General features: G+C 63.9%; 20 protein-coding genes. 7 read left to right on the plus strand and 13 right to left on the minus strand.

Annotated features, from left to right (window positions below):
• The first annotated feature begins 251 nt into the window (after window positions 1–251).
• Window positions 252–926: a DUF938 domain-containing protein gene (locus tag ACP2YO_RS03370; RefSeq protein ID WP_426439054.1), complete on the plus strand. Its 675-nt coding sequence runs from the start codon at window positions 252–254 to the stop codon at window positions 924–926.
• A gap of 68 nt (window positions 927–994) precedes the next feature.
• Here the strand turns inward: ACP2YO_RS03370 and ACP2YO_RS03375 are convergent, their stop codons facing one another.
• Window positions 995–3,064: a prolyl oligopeptidase family serine peptidase gene (locus ACP2YO_RS03375; protein WP_426439056.1), complete on the minus strand. Its 2,070-nt coding sequence runs from the start codon at window positions 3,062–3,064 to the stop codon at window positions 995–997.
• 111 nt (window positions 3,065–3,175) lie between these two features.
• Window positions 3,176–4,045, minus strand: coding sequence for a protein-L-isoaspartate O-methyltransferase family protein (locus ACP2YO_RS03380; RefSeq protein WP_426439058.1), 870 nt, complete (start codon window positions 4,043–4,045; stop codon window positions 3,176–3,178).
• Between the two features lie 78 nt (window positions 4,046–4,123).
• Between ACP2YO_RS03380 and ACP2YO_RS03385 the strand changes: the two genes are divergently transcribed.
• From ACP2YO_RS03385 to ACP2YO_RS03395, 3 genes are all read left to right on the plus strand, one after another.
• On the plus strand, window positions 4,124–4,621 hold the full coding sequence (locus tag ACP2YO_RS03385) for a type II toxin-antitoxin system HicB family antitoxin (RefSeq protein WP_426439060.1): 498 nt from the start codon (window positions 4,124–4,126) through the stop codon (window positions 4,619–4,621).
• A gap of 124 nt (window positions 4,622–4,745) precedes the next feature.
• On the plus strand, window positions 4,746–5,990 hold the full coding sequence (locus ACP2YO_RS03390; RefSeq protein WP_426439062.1) for an MFS transporter: 1,245 nt from the start codon (window positions 4,746–4,748) through the stop codon (window positions 5,988–5,990).
• 119 nt (window positions 5,991–6,109) lie between these two features.
• Window positions 6,110–7,351, plus strand: coding sequence for an MFS transporter (locus ACP2YO_RS03395; protein ID WP_426439064.1), 1,242 nt, complete (start codon window positions 6,110–6,112; stop codon window positions 7,349–7,351).
• Window positions 7,352–7,469: 118 nt separating this feature from the next.
• Here the strand turns inward: ACP2YO_RS03395 and ACP2YO_RS03400 are convergent, their stop codons facing one another.
• Window positions 7,470–7,964, minus strand: a complete 495-nt coding sequence (locus tag ACP2YO_RS03400) for a VOC family protein (RefSeq protein ID WP_426439066.1) — start codon at window positions 7,962–7,964, stop codon at window positions 7,470–7,472.
• Between the two features lie 137 nt (window positions 7,965–8,101).
• On the minus strand, window positions 8,102–8,647 hold the full coding sequence (locus tag ACP2YO_RS03405; RefSeq protein ID WP_426439068.1) for a carboxymuconolactone decarboxylase family protein: 546 nt from the start codon (window positions 8,645–8,647) through the stop codon (window positions 8,102–8,104).
• A gap of 166 nt (window positions 8,648–8,813) precedes the next feature.
• Here ACP2YO_RS03405 and ACP2YO_RS03410 point away from each other — a divergent pair, with 166 nt between their 5' ends.
• Window positions 8,814–9,998: an acyl-CoA dehydrogenase family protein gene (locus ACP2YO_RS03410; RefSeq protein WP_426439070.1), complete on the plus strand. Its 1,185-nt coding sequence runs from the start codon at window positions 8,814–8,816 to the stop codon at window positions 9,996–9,998.
• Between the two features lie 168 nt (window positions 9,999–10,166).
• Entirely contained in the window at window positions 10,167–11,306 is a 1,140-nt protein-coding gene (locus tag ACP2YO_RS03415; protein ID WP_426439072.1) for an acyl-CoA dehydrogenase family protein, read from the plus strand.
• 193 nt (window positions 11,307–11,499) lie between these two features.
• On the opposite strand, the gene ACP2YO_RS03420 is transcribed toward ACP2YO_RS03415, so the two are convergent.
• From ACP2YO_RS03420 to ACP2YO_RS03460, 9 genes are all read right to left on the minus strand, one after another.
• Window positions 11,500–12,537, minus strand: coding sequence for an amino acid ABC transporter substrate-binding protein (locus tag ACP2YO_RS03420; protein ID WP_426439074.1), 1,038 nt, complete (start codon window positions 12,535–12,537; stop codon window positions 11,500–11,502).
• A gap of 85 nt (window positions 12,538–12,622) precedes the next feature.
• Window positions 12,623–13,216, minus strand: a complete 594-nt coding sequence (locus ACP2YO_RS03425) for a L,D-transpeptidase (RefSeq protein WP_426439076.1) — start codon at window positions 13,214–13,216, stop codon at window positions 12,623–12,625.
• Between the two features lie 169 nt (window positions 13,217–13,385).
• A complete protein-coding gene (locus ACP2YO_RS03430; protein WP_426439078.1) occupies window positions 13,386–13,514 on the minus strand; it encodes a DUF2474 domain-containing protein in 129 nt (42 codons plus the stop codon).
• Window positions 13,511–14,524 (minus strand): cytochrome d ubiquinol oxidase subunit II, encoded by a 1,014-nt coding sequence (cydB, locus tag ACP2YO_RS03435; protein WP_426439080.1) that lies wholly within the window; start codon window positions 14,522–14,524, stop codon window positions 13,511–13,513. The genes ACP2YO_RS03430 and cydB overlap by 4 nt, the downstream gene beginning before the upstream one ends.
• On the minus strand, window positions 14,521–15,927 hold the full coding sequence (locus ACP2YO_RS03440) for a cytochrome ubiquinol oxidase subunit I (protein WP_426439082.1): 1,407 nt from the start codon (window positions 15,925–15,927) through the stop codon (window positions 14,521–14,523). The genes cydB and ACP2YO_RS03440 overlap by 4 nt, the downstream gene beginning before the upstream one ends.
• A gap of 112 nt (window positions 15,928–16,039) precedes the next feature.
• Complete coding sequence (locus ACP2YO_RS03445; protein ID WP_426439084.1) at window positions 16,040–16,612, minus strand: thioredoxin family protein; 573 nt, start codon at window positions 16,610–16,612, stop codon at window positions 16,040–16,042.
• Between the two features lie 19 nt (window positions 16,613–16,631).
• Window positions 16,632–17,327: a cytochrome c biogenesis CcdA family protein gene (locus tag ACP2YO_RS03450; RefSeq protein WP_426439086.1), complete on the minus strand. Its 696-nt coding sequence runs from the start codon at window positions 17,325–17,327 to the stop codon at window positions 16,632–16,634.
• A 445-nt stretch (window positions 17,328–17,772) separates the two neighbouring features.
• Complete coding sequence (locus ACP2YO_RS03455; protein WP_426439088.1) at window positions 17,773–18,384, minus strand: sigma-70 family RNA polymerase sigma factor; 612 nt, start codon at window positions 18,382–18,384, stop codon at window positions 17,773–17,775.
• A gap of 244 nt (window positions 18,385–18,628) precedes the next feature.
• Window positions 18,629–19,696 (minus strand): acyltransferase family protein, encoded by a 1,068-nt coding sequence (locus ACP2YO_RS03460; protein WP_426439090.1) that lies wholly within the window; start codon window positions 19,694–19,696, stop codon window positions 18,629–18,631.
• A gap of 185 nt (window positions 19,697–19,881) precedes the next feature.
• On the opposite strand from ACP2YO_RS03460, the gene ACP2YO_RS03465 reads away from it, so the two are divergent.
• Entirely contained in the window at window positions 19,882–21,201 is a 1,320-nt protein-coding gene (locus tag ACP2YO_RS03465; protein ID WP_426439092.1) for a UDP-glucose dehydrogenase family protein, read from the plus strand.
• The last annotated feature ends 105 nt before the right edge of the window (window positions 21,202–21,306 follow it).

Genomic DNA, 21,306 nt, shown 5'->3' on the forward strand with positions numbered 1-21,306 from the left:
AGCGCCAGGACGAGGGCTGGCTTGGAGAAGTTGGCGATCAAGGGCGTTTCCCGGGCTTAATCTCGATGATCCGATCGCAATATAGAAGGTGAAAAGCACAAAGGCCATCGGCTGGCAATGTGCAGAATGGCAGTGGTGGCGCGGCGGTTCATGGCGTTGCAATGCGCTAAGGTGTTCCTGCTGGCTTCTCCGCCTTTTGCCCGTCACGTTCGTGCGGTTGAGATATGGCGATTGACCTAAGGAGAATTGCCGTGGCGGAATTTGTGGTGGAGTTCGGCAAGGATGGCCGGCCTGTCGAGGCGGACGGGCGGCTCGATGCCGCCGCGTTCCATCGCAACCATCAGCCGATCTGGGCGTTCCTGAAGCCGTTCCTCGCTGGCCAGTCCGGCGATGTGCTGGAGGCTGGCAGCGGCACCGGCCAGCATGTCGTGCACTTTGCCGGTCATACGCCTGACGTGACCTGGTGGCCAAGCGACCTCCATGCCGCGCATCTCAGAAGCATCGAGGCCTGGCGCACGCATACCGGCCTTGCCAACATCCGGCCGCCGCAACGGATTGATCTGTCCGATCCAGCGTGGTCGCCCGGGCCGTCCGATGGGAGCGGTCCGGACGGGTTGCTTGCGATCTTTTGCGCCAACGTGATCCACATCGCGCCGTGGCCCGTCGCCGAGGGCCTGTTCGCCGGCGCCGCGCGCCATTTGCGCGCTGACGGGCGGCTCTTCCTCTACGGTCCGTTCAAGCGCGACGGCAAGCACACCGCGCTCAGCAACGCAGTGTTCGATATCTCGTTGCGCGATCGCGATCCCGAATGGGGCGTACGCGACATCGCCGATCTCGAGGCGCTCGCCGGGAGCGTCGGCTTGAACCTGGCCGGGACGTTCGAGCTGCCCGCCAACAACATGATCCTGATGTTTGCCCGCACCTGAAGCGTTTTCGAGCGAAGTGGACGCCGGTTCGCGTCAAGAAAACGCGTCAAAATAACGACTCCAGCGCTTCAGCCGTCGTGGCCGATCCATCCGATCTTGTCGCTCAGGAAGGCATAGCCGAGCGCGATGAAGGCGGCGCGTTCCTTGTTGTCCTTGCCGTAGCCGTGACCTCCGGCTGCGGGCTCGTAGAGCCAGGCCTCGTAGCCCATGGCCTGCAGCTTGGCCGTCATCTTGCGCGCATGGCCGGGATGAACCCGGTCGTCGCGCCTTGTGGTGGCGATCAGGATCGGCGGATAGTGCTGTCCGGCTCGCGCGGTGTGATAAGCGGAGTAGGTCTGCAGCCAGGCCCATTCCTCCGGCTTGTCGGGATCGCCATATTCGGCAATCCAGCTCGCGCCAGCCAGGAGTTTGGTATAGCGGCGCATGTCGATCAGCGGGATCGTGCATAACAACGCGCCGAACCGTTCGGGATAGCGCGTCAGCATGTTGGTGATCAGGATGCCGCCATTCGATCCGCCCTCTGCGGCGATCCGGCTCGCGCGGGTGACGCCGCGTTTGACCAGATCGGCCGCGACCGCAGCGAAGTCATCATGCGCCAGCCGCTTGCCAGTATAGCGGCCGGCATCGTGCCAGCGCGTTCCGAACTCGCCGCCGCCGCGGATATTCGCCTGAACGGTGGTGCCGCCGCGCTCCAGCCACAGCTTGCCGAGCGTCGCATTGTAGTAGGGCTTCACCGAGACCCCGAAGCCGCCATACGCGGTCATGTGCACTGGCGCGTCACCGGTCTCGGTTGCCGGGCCGGTCTGCACATAGGGGATGCGTTCGCCATCGACCGAGATGGCCTCGTGCTGCGTAACCACGAGCCCGTCGGCATTGAATGTTCGCGGCGCCTGCTTGAGCAGCGTCGGGCTTGCGACGCCCTCGACCAGCATCAGGGAGGACGGCGTCAGCGGGTCCTGAACATTGGCCAGCATATCGCCGTTGCTCTCGGACTCGATCACGTCGAGGCGCCAGACATCGACGACACCGATCCCGGGAAGCCCTTGCAGTCCTCGGCGCGTCCAGTCATTTGCCGACGGCGTGCAGATTTCGAAAACCGGTAGCAACTCATCCAGAATCGACAGCACCAGTTCGCCGGCGGCCCAGAAAAATCCCTGCAGCGCGCGCCGCGCGCCCGGTTCGAACACGATCGTGAAATGGCGATCGCCTGCCAGAAAGGCCGACAGCGATATGCCGAGCACCGAATCCGCCGCGTAGGTCGTCCCCGCCACCGTCCACGCCGAGCGGACCTTGATCGCCAACCAGTCCTGCTGCGCTTCGAGCGAGATGTCGGTCGGCAGATCGAGCTTGGTTCTCGGGCCTGTCTCGTCACCCAGCCAGGTATGTTGATTGAAGAAGTCGATGCGATCGATGAACCAGATGCGGGGGATCGCCCCCGTTCGATCGCCGCCGCAATAGGCCGCCATATGATCGGCGGGCACCTCGAAAATCACCGGAGCCTGCTCTACAGCCTCACCACGGCGCCAACGCCTCACGGTGCCGGCATAGCCGGAGGTCGTGACCATGCCGTCGCCACCAGCGCTCGACAGCAACAGCGTGTCGGCATCAACCCATTCGGCGCCGCCCTTGGCTTCCGGCAGTACGAATCCGGCGGCAATGAAGCTCTTTGCTTCGAGGTCGAATTCGCGCAGTGTGGTGGCGTCGCTGCCGCCGCGCGACAGGCCTACGATTACGCGCGAACCCGCTTCGGGGGACGTGTGCGTCCAGCCCAGCAGCCAGTCCATGTTTTCCTTGGTGGCAAGCTCGTCGATATCCAGCAGGATTTCCCATTCCGGATGCGGCTTGCAAAACTCCTCAAGCGTCGTTCGACGCCAGAGGCCACGCGGATTCGTCGCGTCCTTCCAGACATTGTAGAGCAGCCCGCCGCGGCGTGTGACGTAGGGGATATTGTCCGGCCGGTCGTAGATCGCCGCCAGCATGTCGCGATCAGCCGCAAATCGTGCGCCGCCGAATTTTTCCAAGGTCAGCCGGCTCTGTCGCTCGACGAATTCCAGCGCGCGCTCGCCTTCGACGTCTTCCAGCCACAGATGGGGATCGTCGTCGGGGGCGGCGAGGGTGGGCCTTTCGTCAAGGGACACAGCGCTGGCTCCATGGACGGTATGAGATGACGCTCGACGGTTCGGGACCGGTGTACGCGGGTGCTCACGCACTGTCCATTGCGCGCGCGGTCGCCGCCCGTGCGACAGATATCAACTATAAGCGAGGCACCAGCCCGGCCCGCGCAGCCAGCAGCGCTCGTCAGCAATGTTCTCATCGCGGTAGAGTCGCGTCACCTTCCGCCCGCCGCCGCGGGCGAAGGCATCTGCAATCGCCCTTTCGGACGTCTCGTCCCGGCCCCCGGCGCAGGGAAAGATCGCGACCGGCGAAATCCATGTGGCGTGATAATCCGCGCCCTCACGTCGGATCCGGAACACGGCACCAGCACGAGCCATCGGCTCCGGCGCAAGGCTGCGAAATCCCTGATCCGACGTCATCGGCAGGATCAGGCGCCCGCCATCGGCAAGGCTGTCGAGCCAGCGTGCGGTCGGCTGGGTGCAGCCGGCATTGACGTAGATCACGTCGGCGGAATCGAACGCGACCTGCGTGCCGTCGCCCGTGATGACCTCGGTATTCGTGCAGTCGGCAAGATTGGCGCGGGCCCGCGCAGCGAGCTCGGGATCATATTCGATGCCCGTCACGCGGCCGGAAGGGCCGACCAGATGTGCAAGGATTGCCGTGAAGTAGCCGGTGCCGGTTCCGATATGCACCACGTGCTCGCCTGCCGCAGGCGAGGCCTTTTGCATGAGATGCGCGTGCAATGACGGCTGCCCGTTGTTGAGGCCGCGCTCGGGTACCAGGGCGATCAGGTCGTCGGTGTAGAGATAGACGGGATCGGCGCTGGGCGTCGACATATAGTCGCGCAGCCATCGTCGTATCATCCATGGTCCGGGACCGACGAAATCCTCGCGGGGAATGGTCGCAAATGCGTCGCCAAGCCGCGCATTCTCGACGTCGGCGGCGGCCAGGATCTGCTTGGCATAGGCGGCGCGGATGATGCGGAGTTCGGCTTGCGGGTCCATGCGGCTCTCCATGGCTGGATGTGTCATTTGACACATCCGTGTGTGTGAAATAGCATACTTCACCAAGAGAGGCCAGAGATGAAGAGACAGCTCTATCCGGCCGTGCTGGAACGCGGCCCGCGCGGCGCGTTTGGGGCGTGGTTTCCTGATTTTCCGGGCTGCGTCGCGGCCGGCAAATCTCAGGAAGAGGCGATCGAACGCGCGGAGCAGGCGTTGGCGCAAGCGGTGGATGGCTGGCTCGAACAAGGCAAACCGCTGCCGGAGCCGACGCCGATCGAGCGCATCGTGCCGCCCAAGGGCTCCGACGTCGCCGCCTACTTCATCGTCGGCGTCAATCCGCCCGATCCATCCGAACGGGTGAATGTCTACCTGCCGAAAAGCCTGATCGCGGCGATCGACAAGCGCGCGGCCGAACTCGGCATGAGCAGGTCGAGCCTGTTCGGATTTGCGGCCACGCGCGTGCTCGAATTGGGGCCGGGCATTGCGCGGATACCGTTTGTCGGGCCTCGCTCCAAGGCCCACAAGGCCGGCGCGCTGCGCGCCGAGAAACGGCCAGGCAAGAAGCCGACGCGCTAAAGCGAGCCGCTTGCGCCTCTCGCATGGCGTGCGCCCGTTTGCGTTGGTTGATCGGCTCGCGACCGCTCTTCATAGTGCCCGCAACAAGAGCTCCCGCCGAGGGACTCGCAGGGCGGAAATGCCGATGATCGACCTGACAGCGATGGACGAGACGGCCAACGACGCGCGGGCGCGGGGCAATGTGCTGCGGCTCGCCGCGGCGCAGGCGTTGACCGGCGCCAATTCGGCCGTGATCTTCGCCACCGGCTCGATCGTCGGCGCGACGCTGGCGCCGGACATCTCGCTCGCGACGGTGCCGCTCTCGATGTATGTGCTCGGCATGGCCGCCGGCACGCTGCCGACCGGCGCGATCTCGCGCGCCTATGGCCGCCGTGTCGCTTTCATCATCGGCACCTTCTGCGGCACGCTGACCGGCGTGCTCGGGGCCTGGGCGATCCTGCATTCGTCGTTCTGGCTGTTCTGTGCCGCGACCTTCCTCGGCGGCCTCTATGGCTCGGTGGCGCAATCTTATCGATTTGCCGCGGCCGATGGCGCCAGCACCGCGTTCCGCCCCAAGGCGGTGTCATGGGTGATGGCGGGCGGCGTGTTCGCCGGTGTGCTCGGGCCCCAGCTTGTGCAATGGACCATGGATGTCTGGCCGCCCTATCTGTTCGCGTTCTCCTTCGTGATGCAGGCGCTCGTCGCGCTGGTCGCGATGGCGGTGCTGTCTGGTGTCGATGCGCCGAAGCCCGCGCCGGCGGATCTGCATGGCGGCCGTCCCCTGTTCGAGATCGCCAAGCAGCCGCGCTTCATCGCGGCAGCGCTGTGCGGCGTGATCGCCTATCCGATGATGAACCTGGTGATGACCTCGGCGCCGCTGGCCATGAAAATGTGCGGCCTGACGGTGAGCGATTCCAATTTTGGCATTCAATGGCACATCGTGGCGATGTACGGCCCGAGCTTCTTCACCGGCTCTCTGATCGCGCGGTTCGGCGCGCCTGCGATCGTAGCCGTCGGGCTCGCGCTGGAGGCTGCAGCCGCGACGATCGGACTGTCCGGCATCACCGCGCTGCACTTCTGGGCGACGCTGATCGTGCTCGGCGTGGGCTGGAATTTCGCGTTTGTCGGCGCCTCAGCGCTGGTGCTGGAAACGCACCGGCCGCAGGAGCGCAACAAGGTGCAGGCCTTCAACGATTTCCTCGTCTTCGGCATGATGGCGATCGGCTCGTTCTCATCCGGCCAGTTGCTCGCGCATTATGGCTGGAACGCCGTCAACATGGTGGTGTTTCCGCCGGTGCTGCTCGGCCTTGGCGTGCTGTCGCTGGCGTCGTTCGCGAGGCGCCGGGCGAGATTGCGCGCGGTGGACGAAATTCCTGACCCGAGCATCTGATCGCCTGCTGCCAGTTGCTGACAGTTCGATCGGCGTCGAAATGATTGCCTTTGCATTGCTATTTACATCGTCAGACCGGACAACTCCTGTCATGACGATGTGACGAGCAAGAGCAAAAAATGGACGCATCCTCATACATCCCGCCTGACGAATCCTCGCTCCGCTACGAAGGCTGGCGGATCGTTATCGTGTGCTTCCTGCTCGCGACGTTCGGCTGGGGACTCGGTTTCTACGGGCAGAGCGTTTATGTCGCCGAGCTGCAACGGCTGCACGGCTGGCCGGCCTCGCTGATCTCGTCCGGCACGACGTTCTTCTATCTGTTCGGCGCGGCCCTGGTCGCCTTCGTCAGCGAGGCGATCCGGGCGTTCGGCCCGCGCAACTGCCTGGTCGCCGGCAGCTTCGCGCTGGCGGCGGCCGCGGTCGCGATCGGCGAGGTGCGCGAGCCCTGGCAGCTCTATCTCGCCAATGCGGTGCTGGCATTCGGCTGGGCCGGCACCAGCCTCGGTATCATCACCAATACGCTGGGCCTGTGGTTCGACAAGAAGCGCGGCATGGCGATCAGCCTGGCGCTGAACGGTGCGAGCTTTGGCGGCATCGTCGGCGTGCCCTTGCTGGTGGCGGGCATCGGCGCTTTCGGCTTCTCCGGCGCGATGGTCGCCGCGGCCGTGCTGCTGATCGTGCTGATGGTGCCGGTCATCCTGATTTTCGTCGGCCGGCCGCCGGCGCATCTCCATGCGGTCACGGCCGCCGCGGCGGACGCGCCGTCAGCGACCCAGATCCGCGCCCGGGCGCTGCGCGATATCAACTTCCTGTCGGTCTCGGTTGCGTTCGCGCTGGTGCTGTTCGCGCAGGTCGGCTTCATCGTCCACCTCATCTCGTTCCTCGACTCCGTGATCGGGCGCGAGCGCGCGACAGTGGCGATGGCGCTGCTGACGGCGATGGCCGTGGTCGGTCGGGTCTCGTTCTCCTTCGTGATCGACCAGCTCAACCAGCGTCTGGCCTCGGCGCTCTCGTTTGTCAGCCAGGCGATCGCGCCGGTCGTCGTCATCAATGTGCACAACGATGTGGCGCTGATCGCGGCCTGCGGGTTGTTCGGCTTCTCCGTCGGCAATCTCATCACGCTGCCGTCGTTGATCGTGCAGCGTGAGTTCGACCCACGGGCGTTCGGCGTGCTGGTCAGCCTGATCACGGCGATCAACCAGATCACCTATGCCTTCGGCCCCGGCGTGATCGGGCTGCTGCACGATCTCTCCGGCAGCTACAGGCTGCCATTCTATGGCTGCATCGGCCTCGAGCTGATCGCAGCGATGGCGATCATGGTGAAGGGCGCGCTGCCAATGCCTCATCCTGAAAGAGCGTGAAGTCCAAGCAACGTCGTCATTGCGAGGAGCGGTAGCGACGAAGCAATCCATTCCTGCGCATATGCGGTGCGGTGGATTGCTTCGCTTCGCTCGCAATGACGGGCATGGAGCTGCGCCGCTACCCAATGCGCTGCTTCAGCAAATCCTCGAGGTCGAGCCGGCTGGTAAACATCGCGAGCTTGCCGTCGGCCGTGCGTGGCCATTCCGCCTCGGGCCGGTCCCAATAGAGTTCGACGCCGTTCTCGTCGGGGTCGCGCAGGTACAGCGCCTGGCTGACACCGTGGTCGCTGGCGCCGTCGAGTTGGATGCCGGCCGAGCGCACGCGATGCAGCGCGTCGGCGAGCGCCGCGCGGGTCGGATAGAGAATGGCGGTGTGGAACAGGCCGGTAGTGCCGGGCGGCGGCGGATGGCCGCCCTTGCTCTCCCAGGTGTTGAGGCCGATGTGGTGATGATAGCCGCCGGCCGAGATGAAGGCCGCAGCCGAACCCATGCGCTGCTGCAGCTCGAAGCCGAGCACGCCGCAATAGAAGCCGAGCGCGCGGTCGAGGTCGGCGACCTTGAGATGGACATGCCCGATCCGGGTGCCCGCGATGATGGGAGGATTTTGCGGCATGCCGTGGCTCCGTTGTGTCCATGACCGGCGAGCCGGCGGGAAGGCGTCACGGAAGATATAGGGCGCATCCACCGATCCGGGAGCGGCTGATCGTGAAACCCAGCGTTTCCCGAGGCGCTCGCTTCTTCAGCAACAGCCTACGACAATTCCGACAATTCGCCGCCCGGCACCTCGAATTCGAAGGTGTTCAGCGTCATCGACACCATGGTGTAGTAGCCGCACAACCCGATGATCTCGACGACGCCGCGCAAGGTCAGCAGTTCGACCGCTTCGTCGTACAGCGGCTTGGCCACGCCGTGGCCCTCATGCAGCGACTTGGCGACCTCGTAGATCATCCTGGCCTTGGGATCGTCGAAGGTCGGGATGCGGCGAACCCGGATGTCCTCGATGATGTCAGGATCCAGGCCGCCCTTCAGCGCCAGCCGCTTGTGCGCATACCATTCGTAATGCGCGGTCCAGTGCCGGGCGGTGACGAGGATCGCGATCTCCGACAGTTTGGGCGGAAAGATCGTATCGAAGCGCAGCACCTCGCCAAGCCGCGTAGCATGCCGCGCCATCTCCGGGCTGTTGAGCCAGGCCATCATCGGCGCCGGCGGGGCGCCGCGCTTGCCCGTGATCGATTCGTCGTAGGTTTCTTTTTGGGCGGCGTTCATTTCGCCAGGCGAAAGCAGTCTCAGCCGCATGTCGGTTTCCTCTGGTTTTTCAATCGTTACCCCGTCTCGCCGATACACCCGATCCTACCGAGTGACCACCGACGCCAGAGCATGGCGCGGCCGCAAGACATATTGAATTCCACGATGCGGGGGCTAAGGTCGAATCCAACTCATCGATCTTGACCGGAAAGATATTATGGCAGACCTCGAAAAATTCCGTAGTGAGACCCGCGCCTGGCTGGCGCAGAACTGCCCGCCGGAGATGCGCAAGCCGATGACATCGGATGGCGACACGTTCTGGGGCGGCCGCAACACGAAATTCTCTTCCGAGGCGCAGCGCGTCTGGTTCGAGCGCATGCGCGACAAGGGTTGGACCGTGCCGCACTGGCCGAAGGAATATGGCGGTGGCGGCCTCGACGGCGAGGAGGCCAAGATCGTCCGCCAGGAGATGGCGGCGATCGGCGCGCGCCAACCGCTGACCTCGTTCGGCATCTCCATGCTCGGGCCGGCCCTGTTGAAATACGGTACCGAGGAGCAGAAGAGGGAACATCTGCCTGATATCACTGCGGGCCTGATCCGCTGGTGCCAGGGCTATTCCGAGCCGAACGCCGGCTCCGACCTTGCCTCGCTGCAGACCCGCGCCGAGAGCGACGGCGACGACTACGTCATCAACGGCCAGAAGATCTGGACGTCGTATGCCAACTTCGCCGATTGGATCTTCTGCCTCGTGCGCACCGACTCGTCCGCGAAGAAACATGACGGGATCAGCTTCATTCTGTTCGATATGGCGTCGAAGGGTGTGTCGACAAAGCCGATTCTCCTGATCTCCGGCTACTCGCCGTTCTGCGAGACCTTCTTCGACAATGTCCGCGTGCCGAAATCCCATGTCGTGGGCACCGTCAACCGCGGCTGGGACGTCGCCAAATATCTGCTGCAGCACGAGCGCGCGATGATCTCCGGCATGGGCGAACGCGGCGTCGGCCGGCCGCTCGGCCAGATCGCCGCCGACTCCGTTGGCGCCGACGCGCAAGGCCGGCTCGACGATGCGCAACTGCGCAGCCAGATCGCGAGCTTCGAGGTGGATGAAGCGGCGCTTGCCGCCGCCGCGGAACGCGCGGTCGATCTCGCCAAAGCCGGGCAATCGCATCCGGCGTTCTCCTCGGCGATGAAATATTACGGCACCGAGCTCAACAAGCGCCGCTACGAGATATTGATGTCGGCTGGCGGCATCGATGCGCTGGAATGGGACAGCGAGCGCTCCAGGGGCGGCGCCCGTCCACGCGCCTGGCTGCGTACCAAGGCCAACTCGATCGAGGGCGGCACCTCGGAGGTGATGCTCGGCATCGTCGCCAAGCGCATCCTCGATTTGCCGGGGGCGTGATCTTCACCTTCCCCTGAAAGGGGGAGGTCGTCGCGCGCTTGCGCGCGACGGGTGGGGGTCTGCCGCGGACACGGAGCAAGCGGCAGACCCCCACCCCGACCCTCCCCCTTGCAGGGGGAGGGAGTTCAGCAGTTGGAAAATTCATCATCTTAGTTTCGGAATCCATCCATGGCCCTCGTCCTCACCGAAGAACAATCCATGCTGCGCGACAGTGCGCGCGGCCTCATCAGCGACAAGGCGCCGGTGTCGCATCTGCGCGGCCTGCGCGACAGCAAGGATGCCACCGGCTTCTCCCGCGAACTCTGGAAGACCTTTGCCGAAATGGGCTTCTCCGGCCTCCTGGTGCCGGAGCAGTTCGGCGGCAGCGGGCTCGGCTGCGTCGAGGCCGGTATCGTCATGGAGGAGATCGGCCGCACCTTGATGCCGTCGCCGTTCCTGGCGACCTCCGTGCTCGCGGCCTCGGCGCTGTCGCGCGGCGGCAGCGAAGCGCAGAAGGCGCAGTATTTGCCAAAGATTTCCGACGGCTCGCTGCTCGCGGCGCTTGCGATCGATGAGGGCGCCAAGCATCGCCCGCTGCAGACCAAATTGCAGGCCACACGCTCCGGCAACGGGTTCAATCTCTCGGGCGAAAAGGCGTTCGTGGTCGATGGTCACAGCGCCGATCTGCTGATCGTCGCCGCGCGCAGCGCGGGTAGCGCCGGCGACAAGAACGGGATCACGCTGTTCCTGGTCGATCCGAAGTCAAAGGGGCTCGCGGTCGAACGCACCGCGATGGTCGATTCGCACAATGCGGCGCGGATCGTGTTCGACAATGTCGAGGTCAATGCCGACAGCGTGCTTGGCGAGGTCGATCAGGGACACGGGCTGCTCGAGGGAGTGCTCAATATCGGCCGCGGCGCGGTCGCCTCCGAAATGGTCGGACTCTCCGAGGAGGTGTTCGGCCGCACCGTGACCTACCTGAAGGAACGCAAGCAGTTCGGCAAGGCGATCGGCGAATTCCAGGCGCTGCAGCACCGCGCAGCCGAGCTCTATATCGAGATCGAGATTACGCGCGCGGCGGTTCTGAAAGCGTTGCAGGCGCTCGACACCAACATCGACAAGGCTGCCACCGCGGTCGCCGTTGCAAAAGCACGCGCCGGCACCACGGCGACACAGGCCGTGCAGGAGGGCGTGCAGATGCATGGCGGCATGGGCATGACCGACCAGTTCGACATCGGCTTCTTCATGAAACGCGCCCGCGTCTGCCAGGAACTGTTCGGCGACAGCAATTTCCACGCCGACCAGTTGGCGCAGGCGAAGAACTATTGAGCGTGCCGGCGTCCCCGCGCAACCGATGTCATCGCCCGGCCTTGTGCGCAATTGCGCACTGGGACCGGGGCGACCTGGTATTCCAGAGACGGCTGTGCTTGAGCGGACAGGCCGCGGCGTACTGGATCACCCGCATGCGCGGATGATGACAGTTGAGCATGAGGCGGAGCGGTGGTTTAGGCCGCGGTGTTGATCACCGGATCGGCGGTGCGTACTGGACGCCGCCGGCGTTCCAGAGCTGGTTCATGCCGCGCGGGATTTTCAGCGGCGAGCCGCTTCCGACGTTGCGGTCATAGACCTCGCCGTAATTGCCGACGTGGCGGATGATGCGCACCGCCCAGTCCTTGGTGAGGCCGAGGTCCTCGCCATAGGTACCCTCGGTGCCGACCAGCCGCATCACCTCGGGCTTCTTCGACTTCAGCGCCTCGTCGATGTTCTTCGAGGTGACGCCGAGTTCCTCGGCGTTGATCATGGCGTAAAGCGTCCACTTCACGATCATCATCCAGTCGTCGTCGCGCAAGCGCACCACCGGCGCCAGCGGCTCCTTCGAGATGATGTCGGCGAGGATGACGTGGTCGTTCGGCTTGGAGAGATTGAGCCGCAACGCATAGAGCTGCGAGGCATCCGACGTTAGCGTGTCGCACTGGCCGGAATCATAGGCCTTCACGACGTCCTCCAATCTGTCGAACTTCATCTCCGTATACTTCATGTTGTTGGCACGGAAATAGTCGGCAAGGTTGAGCTGCGTCGTGGTGCTGCCCTGCACGCAGACCTTGCTGCCGTCGAGGTTGAGCGCGGAATCGATGTTGCGGCCGCGGGGCACCATGAAGCCCTGGCCGTCATAATAGGCGACAGCCGGGAAATAGAGGTCGTAATTGACCTCGCGCGACATGCTCCAGGTGGAGTTGCGCGAGAGGATGTCGACCTTGCGGTTCTGCAATTCCTTGAAGCGCTCGCTGGCATCGAGCGGAACGAACTTCGCCTTCGACGGATCGTCGAAGATCGCGGAGGCCACCGCGCGGCAGAAGTCGACGTCGAAGCCGGTCCAGTTGCCCTTGTCGTCGGGATTCGAGAAGCCCGGCAGGCCCTTGTTGACACCGCACAGCACCTCGCCGCGGCGGATGGTGCGCTTCAGCGTACGGGTGTCGTAACGCTCATAGGTGATGGCGGCGGCCGCAATCAGCACGGCGACCGCGAGCCCGATCGTCAGGCCGCCTCGAAATGTACGCATGGATGTCTCTCGCGAATGATCGGGAAAAAACGGGGCAGGTATCGGGGGCAGGTATCGGGGGCAGGTATCGAAAGCGGCTGGAGGTCTACAGTTCCGGCTTCTGCCGGATGATCACCTTGGTGCCAACAGGAACGCGGCTGTAGAGGTCGGCGACATCATTGTTGACCAGGCGGAAGCAGCCGGAGGAGATGGCGGTGCCGATGGTGTCGGGCTGATTGGTGCCGTGAATGCGGTACACCGTGCTGCCCAGATACATCGCGCGCGCGCCGAGCGGGTTGCCGGGCCCGCCCGCCATGAAGCGCGGCAGATAGGGCTGCCGGGCGATCATTTCCGGCGGCGGCGTCCAGTCCGGCCACTCCGCCTTGCGGGTGATGTTCACCAGCCCCTGCCACTGAAAACCGTCGCGGCCGACGCCGATGCCGTAGCGAAGCGCGCGGCCATTGCCCTGTATCAGGTAGAGATGGCGTTCGGCCGTGGAGATGACGATGGTGCCGGGCTGCTCGTTGCTCCGGTAGTAAACCACCTGCTTCTGCCATTCCGGATCGAGCTGGTAGCTCTCGTCGGGGACCAGGCCGGGTTCGTCGGCGTCGGGGCGGCCCTGCGCAAAACCCTGCGATGTCGACAACACCAAGGCAACCGCGGCGATCAACATCCAGACCAGGTGACGTAGTTTCGTCATGCAAAGCTCTCCTTATTGGCGCGCGGCCAAGTGGTTGCTCCACCCAAATCGCAGAAGCATCTGATCTCAGTGACAGCTTGATGGCAAGTTTAGGGCGGTCTCGCCGATACCTCGCTGTAATACCTCTGTTATTTGTCGTCCATGAGAGGCGCACGTCACGCTGCCTGGCTCATTTCGGCGCGATCCAGAGTCGCAAGGCAAAGGAAATCAGGGCCACCGTGCCGACGCCGCCGAGCCAGAGCGCCACGAACCACAACAGGCGCTGGCCGAGCGGGCGCGGATTCAGATCCGATCTCATGAATGGTAGCCGTGCCCGGGCCGCACCTTGCCGCGAAACACCCAATAGGCCCACGAGGTGTAGCCGAGGATCAGCGGGATCAGCACCGAGACCCCGACCAGCATGAACACCTGGCTGCTCTCCGGCGCGGCCGCCTGCCAGATCGTGATGCTCTGCGGCACGATGAACGGATACATGCTGATGCCGAGCCCGGCATAGGACAGCGCAAACAGCACCAGCGAAAGGAAGAACGGCTGGTAGTCGTATCTGTTGGCGAGCGCGCGCAGCAGCAGCGCAGCGACCGCGGCGACCGCGATCGGCACCGGCGCGGTCAGGATGATGTTCGGCCAGGCGAACCAGCGATGGGTGTACTGCACATGCAGGAATGGCGTCGCGATGCTGACAAGGCCGATCGCAACCAGCATCGCGATCAGCAGCGCCCAGCTCAAACGATAGGCGCGGTCACGCAATTCGCCTTCGGTCTTCATCACGAGCCAGGTCGCCCCCAACAGCGCATAGCCGGTCACGAGCGCGAGGCCGGTCAGGATGCTGAACGGCGTCAGCCAGTCCCACCAGCCGCCGGCGTAATGGCGCGCCTCGACATGGATGCCCTGCAGGATGGCACCGAGTGCGATGCCCTGCGCCAGCGCTGCGACCAGCGAGCCGCCGGCAAAGGCGAGATCCCACTTGTTGCGCGCCTTCTGCGTCCGCCAGCGGAATTCGAAGGCGACGCCGCGGAACACCAGCCCGAGCAGCATCGCGATCACGGGCGTGTAGAGCGCCGGCATCAGCACCGCATAGGCGAGCGGAAACGCTGCCATCATGCCGCCGCCGCCGAGCACCAGCCAGGTCTCGTTGCCGTCCCACACCGGCGCCACGCTGTTCATGATGACGTCGCGATCGGCTTTTTGCGGAAACAGCGGAAACAGGATGCCGAGGCCGAGATCGAAGCCGTCCATCACGATATAGACGAATACGGCAAAGGCGATGATGAAGGCCCAGAGCGTGGCGAGGTCGGTGGCAAAGCTCATCGCGCGGCCTCCGTGACGGCAGCCGGAGCCGGTGTGATGCCCGCGGCACGCGCGGGCACCGCGCGCGGCGGACCTTGCTCGCCCGGATGCGGCGGCTGCGCCATCAGTCTGAGGATGTAGACCACGCCCGCGATGAAGACGATGAAATAGACGATGACGAAGGCGATCAGCGAAGAGCCGACCGCAGGCGCGGCCAGCGGCGAGGCGGAGTCAGCTGTTCGCAACAGCCCGTAGACGGTGAACGGCTGCCGTCCGGTCTCCGTCGTGATCCAGCCCGCCAGCACCGCGATGAAGCCGGCCGGGCCCATTGTCACCGCAAACAAATGCAGCAGCCGCGATTGGTACATTTTTCCGCGCAGGCGCATCAGCAGGCTGAACAGGCCGAGCCCCAGGATCAGGAAGCCGAGGCCGACCATGACACGGAACGACCAGAAGGTGATCGGCACCGGCGGCCAGTTTTCCCGCGGCACGGTGTCGAGGCCGCCCAGCGGCGCGTCGAGCGAATGTTTCAGGATCAGCGATGAGAGTTTCGGCACTTCGATCGCGTATTTCACCTTCGCGTCGGTCATGTCGGGCCAGCCGAACAGCACCAGCGGCGCACCGTTCGGATGGCTCTGGAAGTGGCCCTCCATCGCCATCACCTTGGCCGGCTGATGCTCCAGCGTGTTGAGGCCGTGCTGGTCGCCGGCCAGGATCTGGATCGGCGCCACCAGGGTCGCCATCCACATCGCCATCGAGAACATCACGCGTCCGCCTGCAAGATGCTGGTCGCGCAGCAGATGCCAGGCGCCGACGGCGCCAACCACCAGCGACGTCGTGAGGTACGCCGCCAGCACCATGTGCACGAGGCGGTAGGGGAATGACGGATTGAAGATCACCTTTAGCCAGCTGACAGCGACGAACTGGCCGTCGGCGTTGACCGCATAGCCTGTCGGTGTCTGCATCCAGGAATTGGCCGACAGGATCCAGAACGCCGAGATCAGCGTGCCGGTCGCCACCATCAGCGTCGCCAGGAAATGCAGCCTGGGGCCGACCCGTTCGAGGCCGAACAGCATCACGCCGAGGAAACCGGCCTCGAGAAAGAACGCGGTCATCACCTCATAGGCCATCAACGGGCCGATGATGGGGCCGGTCTTGTCGGCGAAGGCCGACCAGTTGGTGCCGAACTGGTAGGACATCACGATGCCGGACACGACGCCCATGCCGAAGGCAACCGCGAAAATCTTCAGCCAGTAATTGAACAGGTTGATGTAGACCTCGCGCCCGGTCCCAAGCCACAGCGCTTCGAGCACGGCGAGGTAGCTCGCAAGCCCGATCGAGAACGCGGGGAATACGATGTGAAACGACATCGTGAAAGCAAATTGCGCGCGAGCCAGCGCGACCGCATCCCAGCCTTCGAACATCACGCACCGTCCGTCGTCAATTTCCAGGTGCGCGATCTTGTCCGGGATCGCGCACCCCCGCCGTGAAGCCTAACACGTCGGGGGTGACGACAATACTGGTCCGATTGTCCAACTAGCTATTGGCGTTGAGCAGCCGGGCGATGGTGCGGTCGATCTGGTCGTACTGCCCCTCGCCGGCATGCTGGAATACGATCTTGCCGTTCTGGTCGATGATGTATTGGGCCGGCCAATACTGGTTGCCGTAGGCGTTCCAGGTCTGCGAATTATTGTCCTGCGCCACCGGATAAAGGATGCCGTGACGCTTCAGGGCCGCCTGCACGTTGGAAGCGGAGTGCTCGAACGGGAATTCCGGCGTGTGGACGCCAACCACGACGAGGCCGCGATCCCGATATTTTGAATAAAGTTCGGTCACGTGCGGCAGCGTGTTGACGCAATTGACGCAGCCATAAGTCCAGAAATCCACCAGCACGACCTTGCCGCGCAGATCGGCAAGCTTCAGCGGCTGCGAGTTGAACCAGTTGCTGATGCCGACGAAATCGGGTGCGGCCTGAGCCTGCTCGGCCCTCGCAGCCATCACCACCGGCCGCGCCGGCGCGTCGGCTTCGGTACAGAGGCCGGGAATGATGGCGCCGCCAAGACCAAGGCCGGCTGTGAGAACGGATACGGCGATCAAGCGGAGGGTCATCGATATCTCCTTGTCGGGTTCACAGGCCGATCTGGCCGTTGGGGTAAAAACGCGTTAGCCACGCCACGATCAGCGTGTCGTATTGCAAGTAGGAGAGCGCGGCGAAGGCGAGGATGACGACGCCGAAGCCCCGCTGCAGGCGCGGCGCGATGCGGGCGAAGCTGCGGACGCGGGTCGTGATGGCCTGGCCGCCATAGGCGATCGCAAGCATCGGGATTGCCGCGCCAATCGCATAGGTGACGAGTTGCACGCTGGCCCATGCCGTGTCCTTCGATGTCGCGACGATGGTCAGGATCGAGCCGAGCACGGGACCGGCGCAGGGCGTCCACACCAGGCCGAGCGTGCTGCCCAGCACGAAGCCGCCGAGCAGGCCCTGCGATGGGATGGCGTTGCCCACGCCGCCGGTGGCGCCGGAAATACGCGTCGACAGCCATTCGAATGGCGTCGGCCAGATCATCAGCAGCGCGAAACCGGCAAGCAAAATGGCAGCACCGGTCCGCAGCACGTTCGGATCGAAATCGAACGCCCGCGTGATCGCGCTCAGCAGCAACGCCACAACAGAGAATGACGTCGCGAAGCCGAGCGCGATCATGGCGGGCCGCGCCTTGCGGGTCTGGCCTATCGATACCCCGAGCAGGATTGGCAGCATCGGCAGGGTGCAAGGCGCGGCGACCGTGACGACGCCGGCAAGCAGAGCTAGGGCAAGACTAAGCATCGTGGTCCGTCCATCAGAGATCCGGTTCGCCACAGGGCCGAACCGGGACGCCTGATGTTCTTCGCGCTGATACTTGCGCCGTTACGGCCGCCGGATCACGTGACCCACACGTCTGTGTGAGACGGCCCCGCTTCACAAAGCGGCGCCAAACATAGAGCGACCCGGCCGGGGGGCATCCCGGCCGGGTCGCTGGAGGTCACTTGGGAGGTTTAAAACTTGAGAGGTTAGAAACTGGTTTAGCTGATGCTTGCGCCGTTTGAGATCACGCGGACCTCGGTGGATGTCTTGACGCCGCGTCGCGTCGTTGGTGTCTGGTATAGAGATCGAGTTTTTCCGGCGGATGTCGTCGACTGTTTCAATTGTTTCGTCGCTCTCGTTTTTTCAGCTGCGTGAACAATTGTCCGGATCTCTCCATTCCCTGTTAAGCTGCTGAATTCGTTAAAAGTCACGCCGCGACGCTGTCTACGCCGGCGCCCCTGAGGAGGTCGGCGAGCTGCTTGCGGGCATAGAACATGCGGGTCTTCACCGTGCTCTGCGGGATGCCGATGATCAGCCCGGCCTCCTCGACCGACTTCTCATGGTAGTAGACAAGGTTGATGATCTCGCGATGGGCCGGCGACAGCTTGGCGACACAGGCGCGCAGGATCTCGCTGGTGGTGGCGCGATCGAGCGAAGCTTCCGGCGTGTCGGCGCCGTCGGCGATCTCCAGCACATCCTCCTGATCGATGTCTTCGTGCTTGCGCTGGCGCAGCGCGGTCAGCGCCTTGAAACGGGCGATCGACAGCAGCCACGTCGACACCTGCGAACGCCCCTCGAACTGCGAGGCGGTCCGCCAGACGTCCAGGAACACCTGGCTCACCAGATCCTCCGCCATGGTGGTGTCGCGCACCATGCGCAGCACGAAGCGGTAGACCCGGACATTGTGACGAGCATACAGGGTGTGCATCGCGGTGCGGTCGTGCGCAGAAATACTATCGAGCAGCATTTCATCCGAGGTCGCACGGGCAGCGGCAATGTGCTTGTGGGCTGCGGCGTTGATGGCGATGACGTTCGGCATGACAGGCTCCCAGTTCGCCGTTTGGCGGCGGTTCGTTGGGAGAATTGTTAGTTACCCCCCGTTTCCGGATGTCTGCGCGAAAAGCGGAAAATGGTTTCATGAGTGGGAGAATTGTTTCGTTGAATGCCGCGCGACGAAACATTCGGGTCAAAAAGATCAATAATTTCAATGTGCAGAAAATCCGACAGGCCGGATTTCGGCCGTCGGAACAAATCCGGGCTGTGACTTTTGGCACTATCGGGGCTTACTCGGCTGCCTGCAGCCTGGGCGCTGCCTTTTTCGGGGCAATCCAGAACGCATCGGGTCGCTCGAACAGGAAGTTGGCCCGCACCGCCAGTGCCAGCCGCCAGATCAGGAGCGAGCCGGCGACCCCGACCGCGGTCACAATGAGTGAGATCAGGCCGATGTCGTGGATCAGGCCGGCTTTCAGCAGGATGGTCCGTGTCGCGGCCATCGGCAGGAAGAAGGCGAGATAGATGACGATCGAGTGCTCGCCGCAAAAGCGCAGGAAATTGAGCCGGTGGGCGCGGGCCAGCAGCGTGCCTGTTACGATGATCGCGCAGGCGCCGGCGAGGCCAAGCGCCAGTGAGACCAGCGGCCATTCGCTGAAATCGAGTGCGACCAGGCCGCCATTGACGACGGCCCACACTCCGAGCCCAAGCAGCGCCAGCGCGGGCCGCGCCCGGGCACGATCAGACAGTGCGAAGACGTAGTCGGCCAGGATGTAGCCGGTGAAGAAATAGACGAAGCGCGCGCAGAACTCGTCGATGGCGGTCCAGCCTGTCGCAACATGCGTCATTTCGAGGGCAGCCGCGATCAGCCAGATGGCGAGCGGGTGAACGTTGCGTGTCAGTTTCGTGACGACGAAGAAGATCGGCAGCAGGTAGATGAACCACAAGGTGCCGAACGGCTCGATGAAGGATTCGAGATACAACAGTCCGACCTGGCTCCAGCTCGATTCAGCGGTGAGCGACGGCGCCTTGAAGCCGAACTGGATCGTCACCCACAACACATAGAAATACGCGAAGTGCATCACCTTGCGGTCGAGATAAATGCGCCAGTCGCGACCGATCACGACCGACAGGAAAAGCCCTGATATCAGGAAGAAATCCGGCATCCGGAATGGTTTGGCGAACATCACGACATAATTCATGAAGCCGGTCTGGTCGGCGGCCTTCTCCACGCCCAGCACCGAATGCATCATCACGACCATGACGATGCAGATGCCCTTGGCATAGTCGACCCAATCGACACGGCTGCCCGCGGTCCCGGGGGAACCATCTGTCACAGCGGATGTGCCGTTTGCGGTCATCTTTGTCCTGTTTCGGCTGTCACGGGCGCATCATCGGCCCGATCGGTTGCTTTCCCCTTTATTCATACAAATGACATGCCGCGGAGGTCGCGCTTTTCCACGTTTCCCTTGGCCGGCAAATGTTCTAAGAGGCGCACGAATCCCAAAGGTCCACGGGTCGTTAACCACAAGAAGCGGGTTGTTTCATGCGCATTGCCATGATTGGCACGGGTTATGTCGGGCTGGTGTCGGGCGCCTGCTTTGCAGATTTCGGTCACCACGTGATCTGCGTGGACAAGGATGCGAGCAAGATCGCAGCGCTGCATCGCGGTGAGATCCCGATCTTCGAGCCCGGCCTCGACGCGCTGGTCGCAGCCAATGTGAAGGCCAAGCGGCTCGAATTCACCACCGATCTGGCGGCGCCCGTCGCCGAGGCCGACGCGGTCTTCATCGCGGTCGGCACCCCGTCGCGGCGCGGCGACGGTCACGCCGACCTGACCTATGTCTACGGTGCCACGCGTGAGATCGCAGCAGCCCTGAAGGGCTTCACCGTCATCGTCACCAAATCGACCGTGCCGGTCGGCACCGGCGACGAGGTCGAGCATTTGATCCGCGAGACCAATCCCGCGGCCGAATTCGTCGTCGCCTCCAATCCGGAATTTTTGCGCGAGGGCGCCGCGATCCGCGACTTCAAATTCCCCGATCGCATCGTCGTCGGCACCTCGGACGAACGCGGCCGCAAGGTGCTCGGCGATGTCTACCGGCCGCTGTCGCTCAACCAGGCGCCATTGATGTTCACGGAGCGGCGCACCGCGGAGCTGATCAAATACGCCGCCAACGCGTTCCTCGCGACCAAGATCAGCTTCATCAATGAGATCGCCGATCTCGCCGAAAAAGTCGGCGCCGACGTGCAGGAGGTCGCGCGCGGTATCGGTCTCGACAACCGCATCGGCTCGAAGTTCCTGCATGCCGGGCCGGGGTTCGGCGGCTCCTGCTTTCCGAAGGACACCCGTGCGCTGATCAAGATCGCGCAGGACAATGACGTGCAGCTGCGCATCGTCGAGGCGGTGCTCGGCGTCAACGACATTCGCAAGCGCGCGATGGCGCGCAAGGTTGCGAATCTCTCCGGCGGCAGCCTGCGCGGCAAGACCATTGCGGTGCTTGGCCTCACCTTCAAGCCCGACACCGACGACATGCGGGAGGCGCCGTCTATACCGCTGGTCACCGGCCTGCTCGACATGGGCGCCAAGGTGCGCGCGCATGATCCGGTCGGCATCGAGCAGGCCCGCAAGGAGCTGCCCGACATCGAGTATTGCGATGACCCCTATGATTGCGTGAGGGGCGCCGACGCCATGGTCGTGGTCACCGAATGGGTGCAGTACCGCACGCTCGACCTCGAACGGCTGAAGGCGGAGCTCAAGCAGCCGGTCGTGATCGACCTGCGCAACATCTACCGGCCCGAAGACATGGCCGCGCACGGCTTCGCGTATGACAGCATCGGCCGCGCGCCGGTGCCGCGGACGTAAGGCTGTTATTTCCGTCATGGCCGGGCTTGTCCCGGCCAGCCACGTCTTGTTCTCTAAGCCAGAAAGACGTGGATGCCCGGGACGTCTTGCGCGAAGACGCGCTTC

Source organism: Bradyrhizobium genosp. P, assembly GCF_049949265.1.
Lineage (GTDB): Bacteria > Pseudomonadota > Alphaproteobacteria > Rhizobiales > Xanthobacteraceae > Bradyrhizobium.

Bases quoted from the DNA above. Each gene is read 5' to 3' on its own strand.
- ACP2YO_RS03465 (WP_426439092.1), top strand. From the start codon at position 19,882: ATGCGCATTGCCATGATTGGCACGGGTTATGTCGGGCTGGTGTCGGGC.
- ACP2YO_RS03415 (WP_426439072.1), top strand. From the start codon at position 10,167: ATGGCCCTCGTCCTCACCGAAGAACAATCCATGCTGCGCGACAGTGCG.
- ACP2YO_RS03425 (WP_426439076.1), bottom strand. From the start codon at position 13,216: ATGACGAAACTACGTCACCTGGTCTGGATGTTGATCGCCGCGGTTGCC.
- ACP2YO_RS03405 (WP_426439068.1), bottom strand. From the start codon at position 8,647: ATGCGGCTGAGACTGCTTTCGCCTGGCGAAATGAACGCCGCCCAAAAA.
- ACP2YO_RS03390 (WP_426439062.1), top strand. From the start codon at position 4,746: ATGATCGACCTGACAGCGATGGACGAGACGGCCAACGACGCGCGGGCG.
- ACP2YO_RS03450 (WP_426439086.1), bottom strand. From the start codon at position 17,327: ATGCTTAGTCTTGCCCTAGCTCTGCTTGCCGGCGTCGTCACGGTCGCC.
- ACP2YO_RS03460 (WP_426439090.1), bottom strand. From the start codon at position 19,696: ATGACCGCAAACGGCACATCCGCTGTGACAGATGGTTCCCCCGGGACC.
- ACP2YO_RS03430 (WP_426439078.1), bottom strand. From the start codon at position 13,514: ATGAGATCGGATCTGAATCCGCGCCCGCTCGGCCAGCGCCTGTTGTGG.
- ACP2YO_RS03385 (WP_426439060.1), top strand. From the start codon at position 4,124: ATGAAGAGACAGCTCTATCCGGCCGTGCTGGAACGCGGCCCGCGCGGC.
- ACP2YO_RS03445 (WP_426439084.1), bottom strand. From the start codon at position 16,612: ATGACCCTCCGCTTGATCGCCGTATCCGTTCTCACAGCCGGCCTTGGT.
- ACP2YO_RS03455 (WP_426439088.1), bottom strand. From the start codon at position 18,384: ATGCCGAACGTCATCGCCATCAACGCCGCAGCCCACAAGCACATTGCC.
- ACP2YO_RS03400 (WP_426439066.1), bottom strand. From the start codon at position 7,964: ATGCCGCAAAATCCTCCCATCATCGCGGGCACCCGGATCGGGCATGTC.
- ACP2YO_RS03395 (WP_426439064.1), top strand. From the start codon at position 6,110: ATGGACGCATCCTCATACATCCCGCCTGACGAATCCTCGCTCCGCTAC.
- ACP2YO_RS03380 (WP_426439058.1), bottom strand. From the start codon at position 4,045: ATGGACCCGCAAGCCGAACTCCGCATCATCCGCGCCGCCTATGCCAAG.
- ACP2YO_RS03420 (WP_426439074.1), bottom strand. From the start codon at position 12,537: ATGCGTACATTTCGAGGCGGCCTGACGATCGGGCTCGCGGTCGCCGTG.
- ACP2YO_RS03410 (WP_426439070.1), top strand. From the start codon at position 8,814: ATGGCAGACCTCGAAAAATTCCGTAGTGAGACCCGCGCCTGGCTGGCG.
- cydB (WP_426439080.1), bottom strand. From the start codon at position 14,524: ATGAGCTTTGCCACCGACCTCGCCACGCTCTGGGCCTTCATCATCGCC.
- ACP2YO_RS03440 (WP_426439082.1), bottom strand. From the start codon at position 15,927: ATGTTCGAAGGCTGGGATGCGGTCGCGCTGGCTCGCGCGCAATTTGCT.